The following is a 25,466-nucleotide window of genomic DNA, read 5'->3' on the forward strand; positions in this document are numbered from 1 at the left end:
TGAAACTAAATATTACTGGCAAATTGTGCTGGAGATACACCTGTTCTTTTACGGAAAGATTTTGCAAATGAAACCGCATTTTTAAAACCTACACTTTCTGCAATAGCCTGTGTCGAGTATTTCCTATACATGTGATTGGTAATCATTTCATTGATTACGTAGTTAATTTTTAGTTCGTTAGAATATTCCCCAAAAGATTTGCCAAACCTTTTATTTACTACATATGATAAATAAGTTGTATTTGTCTTTATTTTTTTTGCCACATAAGGCAATGTAAAATCAGCATTTAAATACTCTAATTTATTCTCGAGCGCTAATAATTTTTCAACTATTTTATTCTCTTTTGCTTCATCAATGCTTAAATTGACATTCTCTTTTTTGAGATGAATTTCTTCGTGTTCGAGTATCGCTTCTTCCTTTTCTAATACTGCAACTTCAGGATTATTTTTCTTTTCAATGTTTGCTTTAAATTCTTCAATTAAAGCATTCATCTTTTTATGGGCTTTATTTTTGTCTCTTATATTTTTTATTAATAAAAAGACGATACCTACAAACATTAAAACATAAAAAACTTTAAGCCCCCTATTTAAAAAAACTTCATTTTTATATTTTTTTTCGATAGAAACCATTTCAACTGCCAAATCATCAACTCCTTGCTTGTAATTTACTTCTAAAGCTTCCTCACTTATTTTTGCTTCATATTGCTCATAATTATCTAGATAGATTTTAGAATGCTTATAAGCTAAATCAGGTTTTTTAAGAATATTATAGATTTTGGCCTGATAAAAATTAGACTTCAAATAATCAATAGTATTATCTTTTGATATTAATGCAAGTGAATCACATTTTTTAAAAAAGACCAGGGCTTTATCATATTTTTTGGTCGAATAGTAAATATCTCCTAAGTTGTAATTTGCTATACACAAAGTAGTTATCGAATTATTTTGCTGTGCCAAAAATATAACGTCATAATACGTCTTTTCAGCATTCTTAAAATCGTTTTTCCAACTGTATACATTTCCTAAACTCAATTGAGCAGAAATTTTATTTTCAGCGAAATTTTGAGAATAATTGATTGTTTTCTTATAATAATACTCCGCAGAATCAAGCAGATATTTTTTAGTCAAATTCTTCATGAAGTAACTTTCATATGCACTACCTAAAGCGCGATTAAAATTACTTTTATGATTCAACAATTCTATTTTAGTAAAAGCACCTTCCTTTGCATCAATAAATGTAATAAGCTTTTTTAGATTTTTAATAGACAGTTGATAATTACCTACTGCCTCATTTAGTATTGCAATATTGCCGTTAATCTTAATAATTTGCTTAGTATCATCTATTTCAGTAGAAAACTTCAAGGCCATTTGATAATGTTCGAGTGCTTTGCTAAAGTCACCTTTCCAGTGCTCCACTATACCAGCATAATTATAGACATACGATTTCATCTGCGTTTTGTCGCGAGATTCTGGCATTTTTTCCAGATAATAAAATGCTGCTTTATATCTTTTTTGCGATTCTTTTGTATTACCCTTTTTTTGAAAGAAAATGGTCATAACACTATTTGCAAAGGCTAGGTGTTTATTGTTATCAGACTTCTCCATTTGGTAGGCATATACAAGTGCACTGTCGACATTTGCATTAAAATGAAGTCGAATTTTATCCTGTAATCGTAAATATTCCTGTTCACTAATTTGTTTTTTCTGAGCAAAACCAATATTAAGAACAAAAAGTAGTAGAAAAGAGATGATTAGCCTCATTAATGTGTTTTTGGATTTCAAAAATAACGCTTAAATTTTCAATAAACTAAAATTAATTTGCTACTTTGTTGTTAATTTTGTTACGAAATTAAAAAAATATAACAATTTAACGTTGTTTTGTTATATTTTTATTGCGTAAATTTGTTTTAGTAAAACTATCAAAAATGAAACCAGATTTATTCCAAGCTCCAGATTATTACAACCTTGACGATCTATTGACAGACGAACATAAATTAGTTCGCGAATCTGCACGTGCATGGGTTAAAAGAGAAGTTTCTCCAATTATAGAAGAGTACGCTCAAAAGGCTGAATTTCCAAAACAAATTATAAAAGGACTTGGAGAAATTGGTGGCTTCGGACCTTATATTCCACATGAATATGGTGGTGCAGGATTAGACCAGATTTCTTATGGCTTAATTATGCAGGAAATCGAACGTGGTGATTCTGGTGTACGATCGACTTCATCTGTGCAATCTTCTTTGGTGATGTATCCTATTTGGAAATACGGAAACGAAGAACAGCGAATGAAATACCTGCCAAAACTTGCAACAGGAGAATTCATGGGCTGTTTCGGTTTAACCGAGCCTGACCACGGTTCTGATCCGGGAAGCATGATTACCAATTTTAAAGATATGGGAGATCATTATCTTCTAAATGGTGCCAAAATGTGGATTTCGAATGCTCCTTTTGCAGATATCGCTGTTGTTTGGGCTAAAGATGAAACTGGAAGAATTCACGGTTTAATTGTTGAACGTGGAATGGAAGGTTTTACAACTCCCGAAACGCATAATAAATGGTCGCTACGTGCATCATCAACTGGTGAATTGATTTTTGATAATGTGAAAGTTCCAAAAGAAAATCTTTTACCAAATAAATCAGGATTAGGAGCACCGCTTGGCTGTTTAGATTCTGCCCGATACGGCATCGCGTGGGGCGCAATTGGAGCTGCAATGGACTGTTATGATACTGCTTTACGTTATGCTAAAGAGAGAATTCAGTTTGGAAAACCAATTGGAGGAACGCAATTGCAACAGAAAAAACTAGCCGAGATGATTACCGAAATCACCAAAGCACAATTATTAACCTGGCGTTTAGGAGTTTTGAGAAACGAAGGAAAAGCTACCACAGCTCAAATTTCGATGGCAAAGCGTAATAATGTCGATATGGCCATTCATATTGCCCGTGAAGCCAGACAAATGTTAGGCGGAATGGGAATTACCGGCGAATATTCGATTATGCGACACATGATGAACCTTGAAAGCGTTATTACTTATGAAGGTACTCACGACATTCATTTATTGATTACCGGAATGGATGTTACTGGAATTCCAGCATTTAAATAATAAACAATTATTAAATTATATACAAAAACAATACTAAAAGCTTCTTCTAACCGAGAAGCTTTTTATCTTTGCACAAAAATTCCAAAAATGAATATTGAAACTATAAACAATAGCATTCAACCTCAAAAAGAACAACTATTACAACATTCTTTATACAACAAAATCCAAAGCATTGATGATTTACATATTTTCTTAGAAAATCATGTATTTGCCGTTTGGGATTTTATGTCACTACTAAAAGCTTTACAAGCCAAACTTACCTGCACAACAACACCCTGGTTTGCTACGAAAAATCCTGAAACAAGATATTTGATCAATGAAATCGTTCTTGCCGAAGAAACTGATTTAACGATTGACGGAAGAAGACAAAGTCATTACGAAATGTACCTTGAAGCCATGGAAGATTGTGGTGCTGACACTACTGGAATCAATAAATTTTTATCAGAAGTACATTCGCTGCATAATATTTTTGTTGCCATAAAACAGAGCTCGCTACATCCTGATGTAAAAGCCTTTTTAGATTTTACCTTTAGAGTTATCGAACAAGGAAAACCACATGAAATTGCTGCTGCTTTTACTTTTGGAAGAGAAGATTTAATTCCGAGTATGTTTACTGCAATCTTAAAAAACTTTCAAAAAAATCTACCAGAAACGGATCTAAGCAAATTACTTTACTATTTTGAAAGACACATAGAATTGGATGCTGATGAACACGGACCAATGGCAATGCAGATGATCACAGATCTATGCGAAGATGATGCTCAAAAATGGAAAGAAGTAGAAGAAATCTCAATTCTTGCCTTAGAAAAACGAATCGGACTTTGGAATGCCATTGAAGAAGAAATAGTTATGAAAGCAGAAATGGTATAAAAACCAAATCAATATATTTAACGTAACTATTTGTTTAAGATGACCAAGAATCTAATTTATCCAAATTATGAAACCACATTTCAAACAAATAGTTATCGTTATATTCTGCATCTTTTTGTTAAGCTGTAGTGCTGAAGACTCTGGCTCTGGCACTGCTGTTACTCCACCTCCTGTTAAACCTCCAACCACACAGGTTCCAACAACTCCAATAGCACAATCTATCAATTATTTAGCCTTAGGCGACAGTTATACTATTGGTCAAAGCGTATGCGAAACCTGCCGATATCCTGAACAACTCAAATCAAGTTTACAAACAATTTATCCGGGAACCAATTTTTCTTTAAAAGTAATTGCCACAACCGGCTGGACAACTTCGAATTTAATTTCGGCAGTAAATACTCAAAATCCAGAACCAAATTATGACTTGGTTACGTTATTGATTGGAGTTAATAATCAGTATCAGCATATGGATTTTTCTGTCTATGAAAAAGAATTTCCACAATTATTAAACAAAGCAATCGCTCTGGCCAAAGGCGATAAAAACAATGTCATTGTACTCTCCATTCCAGATTATGCCTACACTCCTTTTGCAGCTAATTATGCTTACGAAAACCGAATGAAAATTTCGAATGAGATAGATCAATACAACACTTCTGCTGAGAGGTACTGTATAAGCAAAGGTGTAACTTTCATTTCTATTACTGATATTACAAGAACAGGCTTAAGCAATACTAGTTTAGTCGCCTCTGATGGCTTACATCCTTCAGAAACAGCTTATAAGATGTTTGTTGACCGTATACTGCCTCAGGTCAAAATGGCTTTACAGAATTGAGATTTTTTTAAGGAGCAAAAGATCCGTTTTCAAAAGACCACTCGTCCCGCTATCCACTATCTCTTTTGTGTCCGCAGTGGCGGACACAAAAGGATGCCGTTTCTATCGGGGCTAAACGAGAAGTTTTAGATTTTCAAGTCGAAACCTCGACGATTGAAATTTAAAAATTTACCTTTGAAGTATTGATTAATCGATAGAATACAACTCAATAATGGAATTTTTTAAAACTACAAAACAAGACATCGATGCTGTTTTCGATATCTACAATGAAGCTACATCCTATCAAAAAACAGTCAATAATAAAAGCTGGAGAGGTTTTGAAAGAGCACTTATCGAGAAAGAAATAACAGAAAATCGTCATTTTATTATCAAAGAAGGAAATGAAGTTGCCTGCACCTTTGTACTTACTTTTAATGACTTGATTATTTGGAAAGAAGCTGCTAAAGATCCTGCAATATACTTACATCGTATTGCAACAAATCCAAAATTCAGAGGACAATCCTATGTCAAAAAAATTGTAGAATGGGCTAAAACATATGCTAAAGAAAATGGTAAACAATACATTAGACTTGACACTCACAGTGGAAACGAAAGAATAAATAAATATTACACCAGTTGCGGTTTCAATTACAAGGGAATCAGCACTATCGAATGGACAAAAGAATTACCTGAACATTATAAAGAAGGTTCTTTTAGTTTGTTTGAGATTAAGCTTTAAGAAATATAAATTCTCCAATTAAACTTTATAACCTTTTTTCGGGGGCCTATTTTTATACATCTTTAACAAGATCATAAGGTACCTAAGAGAAATAGTACATAACTTCATTACAATTTTTATCAAAAATTATAATATTTTGTTACAAAATCCTGATTCCTTTGCTTTTGTAAAATTAATATTTTTACAGCAGCAAAGAATCTGCATTGTTTAGGGAGCGCTTAAAAATGTGGCCCCGATTGCTTTTCATGTAGCACTTCAAAACTTTTATTCAACGTTTTTTTATTTCAAAAAAGAAAAATATGCCTGTAAGTTAAGGTATTTGAGACCATTTGGATAATTAATAAATGTAATTACATTTGAAATAAAACACTCCTTACTTTGAAAGCTAAAACACTCTTTGTAATACTTTTTAGTATTATTTCATCGCAACTTTTTTCTCAGGAATTGCTTCCTTTTGTAGAAAATTTCGGAAAATCAAATTATCAGGGTGATAACCACATTTGGAGTTTGACGCAAGGAAATGACGATGCGATGTATTTTGCAAATCATTATTATTTATTGCGCTACGATGGAGTGAAATGGGAGAAAAACATGTTGCCGCATAAAACGGTTATTCGATCTATAATGGCCGATGGCAATAAAATTTACTCAGGATCTTATAAAGAATTTGGATATTGGTTTCGAAAGGAAGGAAAAATGCACTATGTCTCCATTACAAATGGAAAAAAGGTTTTTGATGAAAAGGAAAATGAGGAAATTTGGAAAATTTTTAAGTTTAATAACAAAATTTACTTTCAATCGTTTACAGGGATTTTCTGGTATGATGGCAAACACATTAAGAAAGTTAAACTACCCTTTCTTATTTCCTATTGTTATACAATAAACAATCAGTTACTTATTGCTGCAGTAGATAAGGGAGTTTATAAGTTGACCAATGATCATCATATTCAAAAAGTCAAAGGCTGGTCAGCTGTGGAGAACAATGTCATTCACGGTATCGAAAAATACCACAACAAAATATATGTCTTTACCAGAAAAAATGGTGTTTTCGTTAATGGAAACGGTATTATGAATTCATGGAATAACCCATTAAACACCATTTTGAAAAAAGCTAATATAAATGCTGCCCGATTTTTAAAAAGCAATAAATTAGTAATAGGAACAGCACATAAAGGACTTTTTATCGTCGATTTGAATGATGGTTCTTATAAAAACATTACTCGAAATAACGGTTTAATAAACAATTCAATTTTGAATTTAACCCTTGACAAAGAAGATGATTTGTGGCTGGGGCTCGATAACGGAATCTCGCACATTGAAGTCAATTCTCCAATTTCAATTTTTAATGATAACTCCGGAATCTTAGGATCTGTATATTCCGTTGCAAGTACTCCAAAAGGATATTTAATGGCTTCCAATCATGGCGTTTTTAAATATGAAGACAAGCAGCTTTCCCTAATTCCTAATTCAGAAGGACAGGCATGGTCTATCAGTAAGATAAATGACAAATATATTATTGGCCATGATGAAGGAATATTTGTTTATAAGAATAATGTATTTTCGAAATTACATAACGTACACGGAGCTGGGAATTTAACAAAAAGCAGCATTTATAATTCCTACTTGCAAGGAACTTATAGTGGTGTAATGATTTATAATAAAATCAATGATCTTTCTAGTAAGATAGAGGTTAAAAAACTTTTAAATCCCATTAAACATGTTGCACAAAATAGAAAAAATGAAATATGGGCCGCAGATAAATACAGAGGATTATATCGAATTTTATACAACGATGCTTTCGAAACAACAGAAGTTCAAAATATTAGCCAGGCGAATAAAATTACAAATGATTATAGAATAAAAATATTTGAATTTCGACATGAAATGCTTTTTTTGATTCATAATACCTGGTACACTTTTAATGCAATTACAGGTCAATTAGAAGAAAATGAGTTATTTAATTCTAACTTTAAAAACATTTCAGACATTGTTACTATTGATGAAAGTAGTTTTATAGTGTTACAGGAGGGGCTTTTATATCATATTTATGCAAATGGAAATAAGTTTGTCTGGAATAGTATCCCTGAGAAATATTACAAAGGAAAAATTATTAATGATGATGTATATGTTTTCAATAACAAGGAAAATTATATAGTAAATCTAGACGACGGATTTATTTCTTTGAACATAAAATATGGCAACAGACCCAATATAAAGGTAAAGATTGAAGCCTTCAATAAGGACAAATTATTAAAAGACAGATCGACGATAAAATTTAATTCTGAATTAAAAATAAATGTAATATCAGGAAAATACGGAACAGCAAAACAGGATTTATTTTATAAGTTACGTAATGCCAAATCTTTTATCCCAGTAAAAGAAGGAGTGATCCTTTTAAATAACCTCAACAGTGGTTCCCACACTATTAGTATTTACGGATATGATGGGCAGAACTATAATACGATTGCCGATTTTAATTTCACTATTGCAAATCCCTGGTATTTTTCTTTTTGGATGATTTTATTATATCTCATTTCAATAGGCATAATAGTATCTGTTTATTATCGATGGAATAAAATGAAATATATTCAGAAACTGAAATTGAAGGAAGAAGAATTGAAATACCAGAAGAAAATTCTGGAAATCGAATTACGAGCAGAAAACGAATTAAATATTCAGGAATATGAAAGACATATTCTTGAGCTGGAATTACAATCAAAATCATCTCAGGTTGCCGTTAAATCCCTTTCAATCGCAAAACAAAGTGAAATGATTAACAAAGTTCAGGATATTTTGAGTAAGGACATGGACCTTAATAAAATAAAAAGCGAAATTAAAAAAGCTATAAAAATCAATGCCCTTAATAAACATGAATGGGAAACATTTGAAGCAAACCTGAATCAGATTCATAATGAATTTATTATTAATCTGTCTCAGCAATATCAAAATCTGACTCCAAAGGATATTAAACTCTGTATTTATCTGGTAATGAATCTTTCCTCAAAAGAAATTGCTCCAATGATGAATATCACTTTTAGGGGAGTTGATCTTCATCGCTATCGATTGAGAAAGAAATTAAACCTCTCCTCAGAAGAAAATCTATCCAGGTTTTTATTATCTGTAAAGAAAAGCTGATTTTTTTACAGATAATTTATTTTTTATATTAATTATTTACGTTTTTAAATCACATCATTCGTACATCATAGGCGGATGATGTGTTCTTTTATGCCCTTCCCATACCCCGAAAACATTAGGTTTTTTTCGTTTTTTTATTTGTTGATGTACTAATGTAGTATTTCAAAAGTGGACACTATGGCTTTCTTATGTATTTACTTTGACCTACTAAACTTTAACAAAATATTAATAATGAGAAATTACATTTTAAGCCTTTTAGCACTCATCGCGCTGCCGGCATGTATGTCTGGTCAGGTAATCAAAGGAAAAATTATTGACCCAAAAGGATTCGCTATTCCAGGCGTAACTATTTTAGCCATTAATTCAAATACTATCACTTATACCGATTTTGATGGAAAATTTATTATAAAAGCCAAAGAAGGTGATGCCCTAAAAATCAGCATGATTGGATTTGATACCGTTTCAATAAATGGAACCTCAGGTGCTATGACAATCACGTTGCAAGAATCTAAAGACTCTCAACTAAAAGAGGTTGTCGTTATTGGATATGGAGCAGCAAAGAAAAGAGACTTAACAGGCTCTATAGTAAAAGTAGAAGGAAAGCTTGTTGCTGACAAACCAAACTCTAATCCCATAGCTTCTATTCAGGGAAAAGTTACCGGTCTTTCAGTTGTGAATTCCGGGCAGCCAGGAGTAGAGCCCGATGTCAGAATCAGAGGAACTGTAAGTAGATACAATACAAAACCGCTGTATGTAGTTGATGGTATATTTACAGATAATATCAATTTTATCAACCCTAATGATATTGAATCCATAGAGGTCTTAAAGGATCCATCATCATTAGCTATTTTTGGTGTGCGTGGTGCAAATGGGGTTATCATTATTACTTCTAAAAAAGCAAAAGAAGGAAAGATAACCATCAATTATAATACAACACTAGGTGTTAAAACAATCGTTGGAAAACCATCACTTACAAACGCTTCACAATTTAAAACCTTATATGATGAACAGCGACAAAATGAAGGTGCCGCACCATATGCTTATTATGATAAATTTACGGGAGACACGGATTGGATTGATGCAATTTCAAATGATAATGCAACTATAATTACCCATAATATTAGTGTTTCAACGGGAACAGATAAAAATAAATTTTATTTGGGTGCCGGATATTTAGAAGACGAAGGTTTAATTGATTATGAAAAATACAAGAAATTTACATTCAATTTAAACAATGAATTACAATTATCAAATGTTATAAAACTGGGTGTAGGATTTAGTGGTGTTGATGCCAGACCAGCACAATTACACACTTTTGGTTCTGCAATAAACGCTACTCCAATTGTTGAAGCCTTTAATTCTGAGTTAGGTGTTTATAATCAATTACCAGTTCAAATTGGCGGGGCACAAATTGGCAACCCTTTATTATATGTCAAAGGCACAAAAGGGACGCAATTAAATCGCGAAACCAGATTTGTCGGAAATGTATTTGCTGAATTCAAATTATTTGAAGATTTAAAATTCAAAGCAGCTTATTATGCCGATTTAGGTTATAATAAAGGCCGTGGATATAGTCCGGTATTTAACATTTATGCTGCTGAAACCGATCAGGTTACTAATGCCGGGGGCAGTTCGCAAACTTCTGTAAATCAATACAGCAACAACTATCAAAAGACACAACAGGATTATTTATTAAGTTATAATAAATCACTAGGAAAACACAGTATAGCTGCAATGGCCGGTTATACACGATATTATTTTGGATATGATTCTCTTAACGGATCTGTTTCACAATACATAAATGGAGATCAGATTCCTAATGATAAAAGATGGTGGTATTTAAATGTATACCCATACGGCGATCCCTCAACAAGTAAATCAGGATCAGATCAATATGAAGATGGAACAGTCTCTTATTTGGCCAGAGCATTATATAATTATAACGGAAAGTACATCTTAAATGCCTCTTTCCGTAGAGATGGTTCTTCTGCTTTTACCGGAAATAACAGATTTGAAAATTTCTGGTCTGTAGGTGGAGCCTGGGAAATCTCAAGAGAAAATTTCATGCAAAACCTTGGGATTTTTGACTCATTAAAATTAAAAGGATCTTATGGTAAATTAGGGAATCAATATACTTCTATTCATTATCCTTCTTACCCAAGTTATACAACTGGTTCATCGGCAGTATTTGGTGAATCATTAGTTCCGGCTTATATTTTATCTTATAGAAATAATCCAAACTTAAAATGGGAAACGATCACTTCTTATGAGGGTGGATTGGAAATGAGTACACTACAAAACAGATTAAAAATTGAAGCCACTTACTTTAACAAAACAACTGACAACTTATTAACTTTTGTTGATCTGGGCAGCGAGAGATTTTACACCAATGCCGGAAAAATAGAAAATAAAGGATTTGAATTTTCTGCTTCATGGAATGATAAAATAAGTCCTGATTTTGAATATGCAATAAGCGGGAATCTAACGACTTTAGAAAACACAGTAAAATCTGTATATCAGGACGGTTTTCAAGTGTCAGAGGGACCTTCTATCCTGACTGCAGGTGCTCCAATTGGATCTTTCTACGGATATATTGCTGAAGGAGTGTATCAATCTTATGCTGATATTTTGGGCTCTCCGGCAAGTGCACTTGGTACTTATGGTCCTGGCGATTTAAAATATAAAGATGTGAATGGAGACGGAAAAATCACCACAGACGACAGAACAATTATAGGAAATCCAACTCCGGACATCATGTACGGAATTTCTGGAAGCGTTACGTATAAAAACCTTTCACTTTCTGCAGATTTTCAGGGAGTTTACGGTAATGAGATATGGAGAGACTGGGGCAATGGTTCCACTTTTGCCCAATTTAACTACAGAACCGACAGGTTGGACAGATGGACAGGTGCAGGTACTTCAAACTGGGAACCAAGATTGAATGATGGTTCAGGATATAACAAGCAAAATTCAACTTATATGATTGAGGATGGAAGCTATATCAGATTAAGAAACGTTCAACTGGCCTATAATTTTAATTCTAAATTATTGGACAAAGCGAATATCCAGGGATTGAAATTATTTATTAATTCTCAAAATCCTGTAACATGGAAACATAATTCCGGATTTACCCCTGAAGCTGGTGGTTCTCCTATTGCATTTGGAAGAGATTCGGGAGGATACCCACTTCCTGCTATCACCACATTAGGATTAAATGTTACTTTTTAATAATAGATAAAAAATACAAAAAATGAAAAAATATAAATTTATTATAAAATTATCATTCATAGCAGCTCTTACTTTGCCTATACTACATTCTTGTAATAATGATGATTTTCTTGACATGAAGCCTTTAGGGGTAGCAACAGACGGTGATCTAGCCGCTGGTGGTTTTGAAGAAAAAGCTTTTGGATTGTATGGAAAAATACGTACCGAAGGAGGTGTTGCAGATTGGAACAGATACTGGTTTCAGAGTATACGATCAGATGATGCTGCCAAAGGAAGTACACCAACTGATGCATCCACATTAGGAAATGTTATGGATAGTTACCAATACGCTACAACAGAATTTGCCAGTAACTGGAATGGTCATTTTAGTTTGATCTATGCTTGTAATGATTTGATTGTGGATATCGAGGCTTCAGGCCTAAAAGATGAGGGAACTATTGTAAATAGTGCGGAGGCAAAAGCAATTAGAGCATTTGCTTATTTTGATTTACGAAGAGATTATGGTTCTGTACCCATAATTTTGAACAAGATCATAAAACCAAGTGATGGTATTAAGGCAAAAAATACAGTTGCCGAAGTAGATGCTCAAATTATTACTGATTTAGAATTTGCAGCTGCAAACTTACCATTAAACTGGCCGGCCTATCCGGGTAGAGCTACTAAAGGTTTCGCAAATAGTCTTCTAGCAAAATTGTATTTGTATCAGGGTAATTATGCAAAGGCATTGGCAAAAAGTGAAGAAGTTATCGATTCAGGACAATATGCGCTAACATCTTCTTATGAAACTTTGTTTTCAGAAGCTGGTGATAATTCTAAAGAATCCATTTTCGAAGTGCAGTTTTTAAGACTGGAGACTACTGATTATGCCAATAACTACTGGGAATCACAAGGAGTTCGTGGAACAAGTACCTGGGATTTAGGCTGGGGATTCAATGTACCAACAACAGATTTAGTTAATGCTTACGAAACTGGTGATCCCCGTAAAGCGGCAACGATCCTGTTTTCAGGACAAGATGATGGATTTGGAAATACACTTCCGGCAAGTCCTCCTTTGGCTCAAAAATATTGGAATAAAAAAGCTTACACTACTCCTTCTATACGCGCCAGCTATGGCGTTAATAAGAATTTTTGGAAAAACATTAAAATAATACGATATGCAGACGTATTGTTAATAGCTGCAGAAGCAGCTAATGAACTTGGAAATCCTAAAGCGGCTTCTTATTTAGAGAAAGTTCGTGCCAGAGCAAGAGGAGGAAACAGTGACCTTTTACCTGCTATTACAGGCAGTCAGACTACATTAAGAGCAGCTATCAAACAAGAAAGAAGAGTAGAGTTTGCAATGGAAGGCGAAAGATTTTACGATTTAGTAAGATGGGGTCAGGCTACATCTGTATTAGGTGGTTTAGGATACCAGGATAAAAACAAATATTATCCAATTCCCCAAACAGCAATAGATCAATCCGGTGGTATTTTAATTTAAAATCCTAATTATTAATCACTATTCAAACTCATAAAAATATATACAATGAAAATTAATAAATCACTATTTAGAAAAGCTTTTGCAATAGCGCTTATTTCACTGGCATTTATTGGATGTCAGGAAATGGATACTCCGGCGTTAGGAGACTATCCTACGGATGCCAATGCCGTTGGTGGGCCACTAAAATTTTATGTCGCTTTTGATGGCAACACCACTAATCCTTTGATGAATGCTGTAGACAGTATTCGTGCGCAGTTCCCTACAGATAATCCATTCGCAGTAATCGATGGCCCTGCAAGTAAAGCAGCCCAGGGCACAGCAGGTAAATTTGTTTCATTTGCTAAACCTAATGATTTTGCTACAACGGCAGGCAGTTTTACTATTGCATTTTGGGAAAAACATGATGGTGCTTCAAGTGGTGCTGAATTTGCATTTAGTCTGAAATCTTCAAACGGACATTGGTCCGGAGGTACTATGTTTTTATTAATGGAAGGTTCTGCTAGTGCTACTGCCGTGAAATTTGTAATTGTAGACAAATATATGGCAGACACCTGGCTTACCTGGGAAGGCGATTCTAGTGTTTCCGGGCTTTTTGATAATGCATGGCATCATTGTGCTTTTGTTTATGATGCGACCACTTCTGGTCTTACCTTCTATAAAGATGGTGTTGCAGTGAGTACAAGAACCTGGGGTTCTCATGGTGCTATCAATTTAGACGACTCGAAAATTACATCTTTGAGCATCGGTGGTCCATGTGGTACAGACGGCTGGATGTCTTCATGGCTTGGTGGATTAGACCAATTCAGAATGTATTCCACTTCTTTGACTGCTGCTGAAGTAACCACTTTATACAGCAAAAAGAAATAATACAGATAAACTTGCCATGGTACTTTTCTATGGCAAGCTATTTTCCTTATCTATTTCTAAGAATATAAATATGTTTTTCAATACTACTTATTGCTTGTTTTGCCCCAAACAAAATTGGTACTAATTATAAAAAAATCTAAAAATGACAAAATTATCAGCTCTATTTATACTTTTTTCTTTTTTGGGATGTAGTTCCGATTCAGAAAGCGGAACAGTTACACCTCCTGTTGTAACTCCGCCAGTTGTCACTCCGCCCGTTGTAAAATTATCTGACGAGGAACTTATGAATCTGGTGCAAAAACAAACCTTTGCTTATTTCTGGGAATATGCTCAAACCAATTCCGGAATGGCAAGAGAGCGATACCATCCTCAAGATCCTGCTTTTGATCAAAATATAGTTACAACAGGAGGTTCCGGTTTTGGGTTAATGGCTATAGTGTCAGCCATGTCACGAGGGTATATTACAAGAGATCAGGGTACAGAACGCTTAAATAAAATTGCAAATTTCCTTTCTACAGCTGACCGCTTTCATGGAGCATGGCCGCATTGGATAGATGGAAATACAGGTCATGTTATTCCCTTTGGAACTATGGATAATGGAGGTGATTTAGTAGAAACTTCTTTTTTGGCTGCTGGAATGATAACCGTTCGCGAATACCTTAAAAACGGAACAACGACTGAGAAAGTCCTGGCACAAAAATACGATGATCTATGGAAAGGAGTCGATTGGCAATGGTACACAAACAATCAGAATAAATTATTTTGGCACTGGTCCCCCAACTATGAATGGCAAAAGAATTTTCCTCTCGAAGGGTACAACGAATGTTTGATTACCTATGTCATGGCTGCTGCTTCACCTTCACATCCAATTTCTCCTGCCGCGTATCATCAGGGCTGGGCCAGAAGTGGCGGGATTGTTTCGGCTAATGTAAAATACAACCTGCCTTTAATTCTAAAACATAATGGAGCCGAAGAATATGGAGGCCCTTTGTTTTGGGCGCATTACTCCTATTTGGGTTTAGATCCTACCAAGCTATCAGATATATACGCTAATTATTGGGATTTGAATGTAAATCATGCCAGGATCGATTACTTATACTGTGTTAGCAATCCAAAAAAATATAAAGGTTATGGAGCTAATTATTGGGGTCTAACCGCCTCTTATACACGAAATACAGATGGTTCAATAGGTTATGATGCCCACATGCCAAGCAATGACAAAGGAGTTATTTCGCCCACTGCAGCAATAAGTTCTATTGTTTATACCCCGGCAGAATCTAAAACCCTTATGCATAATTTATATGAGAATTATAAAACCGACACCTGGGGCGTGGCAGGATTTTATGATGCCCATAGCCAACATTTCCAATGGACAGCCCAACGCTATTTAGCCATTGATCAGGGGCCGGAAGTAATCATGTTAGAAAATTACCGCACTGGTTTAATATGGAATTTGTTCATGAATGCTCCCGAGGTGAAACAAGGCTTAATTGCTCTTGGTTTCCATTCTGGCAAACACGGTTTTTAAAATTACTTTGAAGTGCAAATTAAAGGTTTACAGAAAGTTTTCTAATCACAAAAAACTGTAAATATCAAAGTTAAATTACCCTATGTATTTACTAACTAAAACCAAATAAAAATGAAAAAAATTAAAAATTATTTTAGAAGCATAATGCTGTTTTTGTTATTAGGAAATACCCCCTTTCTTTATTCTCAAATGATAGAAAACTATGAGGGTACACCAATAACCATGAATATAATAAAAGGCGGCTCCAATGATCTTAGTACTTTGACTGTTGTTAATAATCCTTTTAAAACAGGAATTAATACCAGTAATAAAGTCTGCAAATTTTTCCGTGATAAAGACGGACTACCCTGGGAAGGTTTTTGGTCGACCCTAACAGTAGATTTAACGATAAATAAATATGTACACGTTAAAGTCTATAAAACCCGAATTTCTCCGGTCAAATTTAAATTAGAAGGAGGACCGAACGGGCCACTTGAAATAGCAAGTATGAATCCACAGACGAAAGTAAATGAATGGGAGGATCTTGTATTCGATTTCAGTAGTTTAACCGGAAATTATACAACTATTAGCCTAATGCCGGATTTTAAAGATCCTGTAGGACTAAATAAGGATATCACCTTATATTTTGACGATATCGTAATCAACAATGACTCTAATCAACCGGCTTATATTACAGAATTGTTTCAAAATAGTTATAAGGTTTATAAGGATATCCGCCAGTCAAATGGTGTTTATCTGGATGCCCTGGCACTTAATGGAGCCGGACCTAAACCGGCTGCTATAGCGGCAAACGGAATTGGGCTTATATCTTTATGTATATCTGGTGCTATGTACGCCAAAACCGGGGATGCTGTGAATTGGGATACTACAGCAGCAAATCAGGTCATCGCCACCACGCAAACCTTTATTGATTTTAAAAATAATGGTAAAGTAAATGGAGCGGGAATGTTTCCGCGTTATTTTAAGTGGGACACTGGCGGCCCGGATGGTTCCTGGTCAACAGAATATAGTACTGTTGATAATGCCATTTTTGCAATGGGATTGTTTATGTGCAGGAATTATTTTTCTACAAATGCTACAATTGTGGCCAATGTAAATACCTTATTGGGTGCCATGGATTATACCAAAGCAATATATCCAACACAAATTGCAATGGTTCTGGATCAATCAGGCGAAGTAGGATCTGCATTTACCACCCCGTTTAACGAATATATGCTGGTATCCTGGTTAGCTAAAAATGCAAATCCATCGAATCCGGGTTATAATAAATCTCAAACATTTTGGAATACCTACTTTGCAAATCCGGTAACGGCACCCGTAGTTCATCCTAATTACAATGGATATGTAACGCTTTCTGATGGTGGATTCACCTCCTGCTTTGTCCCACAGTTTACTTACTATTTTGTGAATTATTTTAAAAATGATGCCAATTATATGAGCTATTACAACAACTGGTTAAGTTCAGATAAATTATTCGCCACCAATTCAGGAGCAACTAATAGTTATGAATGGGGATGCGGAGCAGGAGAAATACCAGGCGGAGGGTATTCTGCAGACCAAATAAACAATAATCCAAACAAAATTGTTTCACCGCATATTATCGCAGGATTTAGTTCGATCTATTCTAATACTAAGTCAGATCTGTTATCATTGTATAATAACGGAACAGGACCTGCCGTATATAGCCTGCCCAGCAATCCGACAAAAAAAGTATTATGGAGATACATGCGAAGTAACACCACACCGAGAGCCTCTTATATTCAGGCAGTAGACTTTTCAACTATGTTATTCGGATTAGCTTCCTTACCTGAATATCTTGGAACGAATTGGTTTTCAGTAAACAATTCACTTGGAAACCCGACAAATCTTAAAAAGATGGCGAATAATAAAACTGTTATGGCCGAGGTAATAAAAAAAACTATTGTATATCCCAATCCGTTTACAGATAATTTGACAATTGAATCTAGTGATGTTATCCAGAACATCTCCATTTATAACATTATGGGCCAAGAAGTTATAATGAAGACACCGAAAACTAATTCCGTTCGACTTCAAACAAATTCTCTTCCAGGTGGTATGTATATTATCAAAACAGTTACTGACAAAGAAGAAATAATCTCAAAAATTACAAAAAAATAACCGCCAATAAACCTGTTTTGGATATGCTAGAAATTGACCTGAGTCCGAATCCGACCTCGCGTTTTCTGAATTTAAATTTTAAATCTCAAGGCGCAAAAGGCAAGCTGAAAGTAATAAATACTAGTGGACAAATTATTTTAGAAAAAAATATATTCTCCCAAAACGGAATTTTTCAAGACCAGTTCGATGTATCCAGATTGAATAACGGCGTTTATATTCTGCTGGTTCAGGATGAAAGAAGGGGTGACTGCAAGAAATTTATAAAACAATAAAATAGCAATTTATGAATTCTCAAATTCGCCTATAACTTATAATGCTTTACAATAAATAATTTCTAACCCTTATCGTTGTTTTTCGTTTTGATGTCTTACATGAACGGTTAAATAACTTTATAAAAAACTTGTTATGAAAAAAAAAATTATTTTTATTTTAACTTTAACTGTCATTTTAAATGTCCAAAGCCAGGTACGAAAGGTGCTTTTTATTGGAATTGACGGTTGTCGTGCCGATGTTTTAACTGCTGCCAATACGCCGGCAATTGATGATTTACTCACCCATGCTGTTTACAGCACTGACGGACTTTGCGCCTACAAAACCTGGAGTGGAAATGGCTGGAGCACCATGCTTTCAGGAGTTTGGCATACTAAACATGGTGTTACTGATAATACATTTTCAGGCGCGAATTTTACCAATTATCCCGATTTTATTTCAAGAATGGAGGCTTTCAACTCCGGTCTAAAAACCATCTCTTGCGTACATTGGGGGCCAATAAACACCACCATTCTACAAAATGCTAATATAAAAAACACTTACGCGACAGACCTGGAGGTCAAGAATGGTGCAGTACTGGCATTGACAAATGATAATCCTGATGTGCTTTTCGTAGCTTTTGATGATGTAGATCATGCTGGTCATACGTATGGGTTTTCTTCCACAATCCCACAATACGTTTCGACTATAGAAACCACTGATACCTATGTCGCCGCTGTAATTGCTGCAATGAAAAGCAGACCCAATTACGCCAATGAAGACTGGCTGGTTGTGGTTACAACAGACCATGGTGGAAATTTAGCCGGGCATGGTGGCGGAACTATCGAGGAAAGAACCATTTTTAATATTTATTCAAATCCAAATTTTACAACGCAGCAGCTTAGCAAGACTGTTGTCAGTAATGCGTCAACTTTTAATGAATCTCGATTTGAGGCGACATCTTTTGCCAAACCAATTAACCAAACGCCTTTTTCATTTGGAACAACGCAAGATTTTACGATTGAATTTTGGGTAAAAGCCAATACTTATACGGGCGATCCTGCACTAATAAGCAACAAGAACTGGGGCGGAGGTACCAACGCAGGATTTGTAATCGCTGCACAAAGCGGTAAATTTTGGAAAGTGAATATTGGCGATGGAACAGACAGATTAGATATTGAAGGAGGATATTTGGAGCCTGGCACATGGCATCATCTTGCCGTGAGTTTTGACAGGGATGGATTGATGACAGCCTATGAAGACGGAGTGGTCGTAGGATATGAAAAAATGCAGAACATTAACAGTATTAACTCAGGTTTACCATTTGTTATTAATCAGGATGGTACAACTAACTATAGTCTAAAGTTCGATGGTAGCTACAGGGATATCAGGGTTTGGAATTCAGTAATACCTAATGATGTTTTAGTAGAATGGGCAACAAAACCGGTAAGTTCAGGCCATCCGTTTTACAATCAGTTACTGGCTAACTATAAATGTGATGAGACTTCAGGAACAACTTTAACAGACTCTAGTTCAAACAGCAATAACGCTACAATAACTGGATCCGTAACAAGGCAAACTGGTCAGTCTAATACTTTCGCTGTAAATGATTATGCTGCAACAACACGTGAACCCGATAATGCCGTTACTGCTTTAAACTGGATGTGTGTTCCAATACAGCCAGGCTGGAATTTAGATGGAAAAAGTCATGTGCCACTATGTGAAATTATGCCTCCGCCTCCTCCGGTTTATAACATTGTTCTTTATCCAAATCCAACTTCAAGCTTATTAAATGTAACTTTTGAATCCCCCAACCCAAGCGCTACCCTAAAGATCTCAAAAGTTACTACTGGCCAAACAGTTCTGCAAAAGACATTATACTCTACAACTGGGCTTTACCAAGATCAAATTAATGTTTCCAGTTACAAAAAAGGGATTTATATAGTGACTATCCAAGATACAAGAGGAAGCGAGTCTAAAAATTTCTCTAAAAATTAAAATTTGAGATTCATCAATGCGACCTGCGAATAGAAAAGCGCCTGATTCGTTTTATACATCATTATCATTAGGTCTAAATAATTCATATAAAAAAAATTAATGTTTAAAAAATGTTTTTGCTTATTCTAATAACTACATCGCTGCACTCTTGTAGAAGCACTAAACAAGAATTTGGTGACAGGAAAATATTTGGAAAACCCCATAATTTATAATGACTGATGATTTTGCGGCGGAGGCTATTAGTGCCTATGGGCATCCTATTAGCGAGTTAGCTCCGATATCAAACATAGATAGAATAGCCAAAGATGGTGTGATTTTCAAAAATGCTTTGCTGCCAACTCTATTTGTTGCTCCAATAGAGCGGTAATCTTAACCGGAAAAACATCGCCATATCAACTGTTTTAGAATTGAATGATGACCGCTTTGATAATAGTCAGTATACCTTCCCAAACTACTTCAAAAAAAGCAGGTTACAAGACAGCGATTATTGGAAAATGGCATTTACATGGGTATCCTGAAGAGTTCGATTTTTTGGAATATTTTAAACGATCAGGGAAATTACCGCAATCCCCAGTCTATTAAAATTCAGGATACCTTAAACATTAAAAAGAAAAATAGTGTAAAGCAGTAAATTATCTGATATCATGGTATTAAATAAAAAACCGCAATTTCATGAAATATGAAATTGCGGTTTTTAGTTTTTGCAGAGAGGATGGGATTCGAACCCACGATACAGTTACCCATATACTAGCTTTCCAGGCTAGCTCCTTCAACCACTCGGACACCTCTCTTTATTGGTCTGCAAAGAACACAAAAAAAATTGAGTTAGAAAAACAAAATCGCACAATCCTTTACATACTTTTTCTGAATTCTTCCATAAATAATTTTACTGCCTTTTTTTGATATGCTCCCTCGATTGTTAGCATAAAAGAATCTCTTTGTGTTGCAACTCCTGTAATGTTTATCGCTTTGATGTTATCCCAGCCTTTTAGGGCTTTCCCGGTTACAATCGTTGCCCAATAATCGCTATCACCCACTAATCGCAATAAGGCATGAACCGCATTTAATTCAATCGAAACGGTAGGCTTCATATTGTTTTTTAAAAACAATTCATCAAGGAATTCCCTCGAATTAAACCCTTTTACAGGTAAAATAAGCGGAAGATCTTCTATTTTCTTAAAGGAAATTTTGTCTAAAACGGCTAACGGATGCGTTTTTGAAACCGCCAAAACCAACTTCGAAGTAAACAAGGGTACTTTTTGAAACGGATGTTCAATTTCATTAGAAGAAATGACTAAAACCAAGTCCAATTCGTTATTCAATAGCTTTTGTTCCAAAGGTTCGGTTGTGCCATATTCGACCACGATTTTTAAATGTGGGTAAGTTTTGGCAAACAAATCGACGATTGGCAAAACCAAAAGTCCAAAAATATAAGTCACGCCAATTCGTAATTCTCCACCAATCATTTGGTTTAAATCATCTATAGCTTGTTTACCACTTTGAACATTTTCTATAATTTGTTTCGCATGAATTAAAAAAACAGATCCGGCCTCAGTAAGCTGTACTTTCTTACCAATCCTTACAAACAAAGGCATTCCGAGTTCTTCTTCTAACTTTTTAATTTGCTGCGAAAGTCCGGATTGGGTTACAAAACACAATTCTGCCGCTTTGGTAAAATGCAAAACCTCAGCTGTTTTAATAAAATATTCCAATTGATAGATTTCCATATTGATAAGTTTTACTACTTGTTATCAGTAAAATTATTAATTTTTCTAATGAAATCATAATTCCGAACTTTGTAAAAAAATAATAAGAGTTATGTTTAAAGCGTTAAAATCAAAAAACTTCAAATTGTTCTTTTACGGACAATCGGTTTCTGTTATCGGAACCTGGCTTCAAAAAACAGCTGTAAGTTGGATGGTTTACAGCGTTACAGGTTCTGTTTTTTTATTGGGATTAGCTACTTTTTTAAGTATGATTCCGTCTTTATTTCTGGCCCCAATTGCCGGAAGTATTATTGGACGTTACGACAGACATAAAAGTATGATCCTATTGCAGTCTTTAGCAATGTTTCAAGCCGGAGCTTTGGCTTTACTGATTTATTTAAAAATATACAACATCAACTTTATTCTGGCTTTGAGTCTTTTTCAGGGAATTATAAACTCATTTGATATGACCTGTAGACAAACCATGATGATTGATATCGTCAATGATAAAGAAGATCTACCAAATGCAGTTGCTCTTAACTCCACCCTAAATAATTTCGCCCGAATTGCCGGACCAGCTCTTGCCGGAATTATTCTGCACCAATATGGTGAAGATATTTGTTTTATTGGAAACTTCTTAAGCTATATTCCGGTTTTGATTTCTTTGCTGATGATGAAAATCACACCGCACATTAAAGCAACGGACAAATTAAAAATGTGGGATGATTTTGTTGAAGGTTTAGAGTATGTCAAAAAAGAAACGGATATGGCAAAAATGCTGCTGATGTTAATGGTTAGTAGTTTATTCGTAATTTCTTTCAATACTTTGATGCCGGTCTTTGCTAAAGATATTTTTAGTGGGAACGCTCAAACTTTTAGCTGGTTTGAAAGTGCTGCCGGAATTGGTTCCATTTTATCAGCCATCTATTTGGCCAATCTTAAAAAAGCCGACAATATGAACAAAATAATGATCGCTGCGAGTTTATTATTAGGTTTTAGTGTAATTATACTAGCCTATTCAAATAGTTTGACTGTGGCGCTTATTTGTATGGCATTAAGCGGTGTCGGAATGATGGCGCAAACCTCATCAATAAACATTTATGTACAGACTCAAAGCACTGTAAATATGCGTTCAAGAAGTATCAGTTATTATTTAATGGCTTATCAGGGAATGATTCCTGTGGGAAGTTTAATAATTGGATATGTTTCGCATATTATCGGAACACGAAATACAGTTGCGATTCAGGGAATCATTTGTATTATTTCGGTTATTGTTTATGTTTATTATAAAAGACATAGTTCTGAAGAAGAGTTGGAAACTTGTCAGGTTCCTTATAAAGATTAAACCTTAAAAATTCCAATAAAAAAAATCCAAATTCCAAACGTGAGAATTAAATCTCTAGATTGGAATTTGGAATTTAATTTTTTGAGATTTTTCTTTTTATAACGAAATCTCACCGCGCAAAGCCGTTTCAAAAATCGTTTTAAAATTTTCCTTCTGAATATTATGTCCTAACAAATACATCAGTTTTGTAATTGCGGCTTCTGTAGTAATATCTTTTCCTGAAATAACTCCTAACGATTTTAAAGCTGTACTGGTTTCGTATTGTCCCATATTGACACTTCCGCCAGAACATTGCGTTACATTTACAATGTGTAAACCAGACTGAATGGCTTTCTCAATTAAATTCAAAAACCAATCTTCGGTTGGTGCATTTCCTGAGCCATATGTTTCAAGGACAATTCCTTTTAAATCTTTAATGGCAAGAATCGAAGACAAAACGACTTCGCTCATTCCCGGAAACATTTTTATAATCGCTACATGATTGTCTAAATTCTTATGCACAATCAGTTTGGCGTCTTTTTTTATGGGAAGAAATAAATGTCGGTTTAATTTAAGATGCACACCAGATTCTACCAATTCAGGATAATTTGGTGCTGTAAAAGCTTTAAAATGTTCTGCATTTACTTTTGAAGTTCGGTTACCTCGGTATAATTTATATTCAAAATACAGACAAACTTCCGTAATAACCGGTTTTCCATTTTCCTGAAGTGAAGCAATCTGAATTGCGGTGATTAGGTTTTCTTTAGCATCTGTTCTCAAATCTCCAATTGGTAATTGAGAACCAGTAAAGACAACTGGTTTTGTTAAATTTTCCAGCATAAAACTCAATGCTGAAGCCGAATAGGACATGGTATCTGATCCGTGAAGCACTACAAATCCGTCATAAGCATTATAATGCTGCTCAATAATTGTGGCAATTTTGGTCCACATTTCCGGATTCATGTTTGACGAATCTATTGGATGTTCAAAAGAAACGGTTTCAATTTCGCAATCTAATTGTTTGATTTCCGGAATCTTTTGTAATAGCTTCCCAAAGTTGAATGCTTTGAGTGCGCCCGTTTCAAAATCCTTGCTCATACCAATGGTTCCTCCGGTATAAACTAAAAGTATTTTAGCTTTAGATGACATCCTGATATTTTAATTTATTGACTACAGGATTCGCATACATGCAAAGAAATCCTTGTCTGGTAACAGGATTATCGCTTCCGATACGCATTTCTAAACGACGCTCAAAAAGTGATTTTTCACTTTCTCTGTACAAATGAGAAAATTTATCCGTCTGATTTAAAATATCGTAAGCAATAAAGTTTGTTGGCCATAATCGGTAACTCTTCAAAATAGAATCATCGATAACTTGCGCCAAAGCCTGAATTTGTTTGTTTGCGTTGTCATTCTCCGCAACAATTTGGTCAATTTCAGTATCTAAAACATCGCCAACTGAAATATGTATTCTTTTTTTGGTTCCCATAATACCACTTAAAATGGTCATGAAATCCTCATTTTTCTCTTTAATATAAACCTCGTTCTTTGCTTCTGCCATTAATTGTGGCATTTTCAGAACATCTGTCGGATCGTACTCGTATGAAATAGAAACCGGAACGATTTTTAACTTCTTAAAATAATCCATCAAATTGGCTTCATCAGAACCCATTCCGATCATTTTTAAAACTCCCGGATTGGTTTCGTCATTTCCGTCTTTTGTACGGCCTTCACGCTGGGCAATCCAAACCGAACGGTTTTCGCGAAGCAATAATTGCCCCATATATTCAGACAATAATTTAGAACTCTGCAGCATTTCTCTTGGCGTCAAACCTCTTAAAACCAAAAAGTTTCTGTTCAGTTTTGCCAAAGTGCTTAAGAAAGCTTTCTTTACTAAATTATCTCCAATGGCTGATGCTGTCATAACTAAACCATGTTCAAATAAACAAACATTTAGTAAAGTAGTATCTAATAAAATATCTCGGTGATTAGAAATAAATAAGTAAGAAGTATTTTTTTCTAGTTTTTCAAATCCTGAAGTTGTAAGACCTTCAGAACTTTTCTCCAGAACCTTTTGAATTGTATTATAAATAAAGTTGCATTGAAAATCACGAATTGAATGTGTTTTTTTAAGCTGCTCTTTCCAAACCTCATCTTCTACCTCCGGAAAAGTAAAGTTCATCATGGTTTTCATCATCGGATGATTCACAACATCACGAAGTGCTTCATTTATTTCTGAATCATAAAACGGTCGAATGGCATCAAATCTCTGCATTATAAATATTTATT

17 protein-coding genes and 1 tRNA gene are annotated in these 25,466 nt (G+C 34.7%); 13 read left to right on the forward strand and 5 right to left on the reverse strand.

Annotation, left to right across the window (positions count from 1 at the left end):
• Positions 1-5: 5 nt before the first annotated feature.
• Positions 6-1,781, reverse strand: coding sequence for a helix-turn-helix domain-containing protein (locus IRZ99_RS04840; RefSeq protein WP_228519022.1), 1,776 nt, complete (start codon positions 1,779-1,781; stop codon positions 6-8).
• A 143-nt stretch (positions 1,782-1,924) separates the two neighbouring features.
• On the opposite strand from IRZ99_RS04840, the gene IRZ99_RS04845 reads away from it, so the two are divergent.
• The 12 genes from IRZ99_RS04845 to IRZ99_RS04900 all read left to right on the forward strand — a co-directional run bounded on the left by IRZ99_RS04845 (position 1,925) and on the right by IRZ99_RS04900 (position 20,147).
• The gene (locus IRZ99_RS04845) at positions 1,925-3,103 is read left to right on the forward strand and encodes an acyl-CoA dehydrogenase family protein (protein ID WP_194656201.1); all 1,179 of its coding nucleotides are present in this window, start codon (positions 1,925-1,927) and stop codon (positions 3,101-3,103) included.
• 87 nt (positions 3,104-3,190) lie between these two features.
• Positions 3,191-3,973 carry a DUF3050 domain-containing protein gene (locus IRZ99_RS04850; protein WP_072970230.1) on the forward strand — a complete coding sequence of 261 codons (783 nt, stop codon included), beginning with the start codon at positions 3,191-3,193 and terminating at the stop codon, positions 3,971-3,973.
• A 67-nt stretch (positions 3,974-4,040) separates the two neighbouring features.
• A complete protein-coding gene (locus IRZ99_RS04855; RefSeq protein WP_194656202.1) occupies positions 4,041-4,805 on the forward strand; it encodes an SGNH/GDSL hydrolase family protein in 765 nt (254 codons plus the stop codon).
• Positions 4,806-5,016: 211 nt separating this feature from the next.
• A complete protein-coding gene (locus IRZ99_RS04860; protein ID WP_194656203.1) occupies positions 5,017-5,523 on the forward strand; it encodes a GNAT family N-acetyltransferase in 507 nt (168 codons plus the stop codon).
• A gap of 378 nt (positions 5,524-5,901) precedes the next feature.
• On the forward strand, positions 5,902-8,658 hold the full coding sequence (locus IRZ99_RS04865) for a histidine kinase (protein WP_194656204.1): 2,757 nt from the start codon (positions 5,902-5,904) through the stop codon (positions 8,656-8,658).
• A gap of 231 nt (positions 8,659-8,889) precedes the next feature.
• Positions 8,890-11,886, forward strand: coding sequence for a TonB-dependent receptor (locus IRZ99_RS04870; protein ID WP_194656205.1), 2,997 nt, complete (start codon positions 8,890-8,892; stop codon positions 11,884-11,886).
• A gap of 22 nt (positions 11,887-11,908) precedes the next feature.
• Entirely contained in the window at positions 11,909-13,366 is a 1,458-nt protein-coding gene (locus IRZ99_RS04875; protein WP_194656206.1) for a RagB/SusD family nutrient uptake outer membrane protein, read from the forward strand.
• Positions 13,367-13,411: 45 nt separating this feature from the next.
• Positions 13,412-14,233 carry a LamG domain-containing protein gene (locus IRZ99_RS04880; protein WP_194656207.1) on the forward strand — a complete coding sequence of 274 codons (822 nt, stop codon included), beginning with the start codon at positions 13,412-13,414 and terminating at the stop codon, positions 14,231-14,233.
• A gap of 142 nt (positions 14,234-14,375) precedes the next feature.
• Positions 14,376-15,761 carry a glucoamylase family protein gene (locus IRZ99_RS04885; protein ID WP_194656208.1) on the forward strand — a complete coding sequence of 462 codons (1,386 nt, stop codon included), beginning with the start codon at positions 14,376-14,378 and terminating at the stop codon, positions 15,759-15,761.
• Between the two features lie 111 nt (positions 15,762-15,872).
• The gene (locus IRZ99_RS04890) at positions 15,873-17,900 is read left to right on the forward strand and encodes a T9SS type A sorting domain-containing protein (protein ID WP_194656209.1); all 2,028 of its coding nucleotides are present in this window, start codon (positions 15,873-15,875) and stop codon (positions 17,898-17,900) included.
• Between the two features lie 23 nt (positions 17,901-17,923).
• The gene (locus IRZ99_RS04895; RefSeq protein ID WP_194656210.1) at positions 17,924-18,172 is read left to right on the forward strand and encodes a T9SS type A sorting domain-containing protein; all 249 of its coding nucleotides are present in this window, start codon (positions 17,924-17,926) and stop codon (positions 18,170-18,172) included.
• A gap of 133 nt (positions 18,173-18,305) precedes the next feature.
• On the forward strand, positions 18,306-20,147 hold the full coding sequence (locus IRZ99_RS04900) for an alkaline phosphatase family protein (protein ID WP_194656211.1): 1,842 nt from the start codon (positions 18,306-18,308) through the stop codon (positions 20,145-20,147).
• 704 nt (positions 20,148-20,851) lie between these two features.
• On the opposite strand, the gene IRZ99_RS04905 is transcribed toward IRZ99_RS04900, so the two are convergent.
• Positions 20,852-20,938, reverse strand: a tRNA-Ser gene (locus IRZ99_RS04905).
• Between the two features lie 60 nt (positions 20,939-20,998).
• Positions 20,999-21,874, reverse strand: coding sequence for a LysR substrate-binding domain-containing protein (locus IRZ99_RS04910; protein WP_194656212.1), 876 nt, complete (start codon positions 21,872-21,874; stop codon positions 20,999-21,001).
• A gap of 91 nt (positions 21,875-21,965) precedes the next feature.
• Here IRZ99_RS04910 and IRZ99_RS04915 point away from each other — a divergent pair, with 91 nt between their 5' ends.
• Positions 21,966-23,198 (forward strand): MFS transporter, encoded by a 1,233-nt coding sequence (locus IRZ99_RS04915; RefSeq protein WP_194656213.1) that lies wholly within the window; start codon positions 21,966-21,968, stop codon positions 23,196-23,198.
• Between the two features lie 96 nt (positions 23,199-23,294).
• Here IRZ99_RS04915 and IRZ99_RS04920 read toward each other — a convergent pair whose 3' ends face one another.
• Positions 23,295-24,326 carry an asparaginase gene (locus tag IRZ99_RS04920; protein WP_194656214.1) on the reverse strand — a complete coding sequence of 344 codons (1,032 nt, stop codon included), beginning with the start codon at positions 24,324-24,326 and terminating at the stop codon, positions 23,295-23,297.
• Positions 24,316-25,452, reverse strand: coding sequence for a 1-acyl-sn-glycerol-3-phosphate acyltransferase (locus IRZ99_RS04925; protein ID WP_194656215.1), 1,137 nt, complete (start codon positions 25,450-25,452; stop codon positions 24,316-24,318). The genes IRZ99_RS04920 and IRZ99_RS04925 overlap by 11 nt, the downstream gene beginning before the upstream one ends.
• Between the last annotated feature and the right edge of the window lie 14 nt (positions 25,453-25,466).

This window comes from Flavobacterium sp. LC2016-12 (genome assembly GCF_015351595.1).
Lineage (GTDB): Bacteria > Bacteroidota > Bacteroidia > Flavobacteriales > Flavobacteriaceae > Flavobacterium.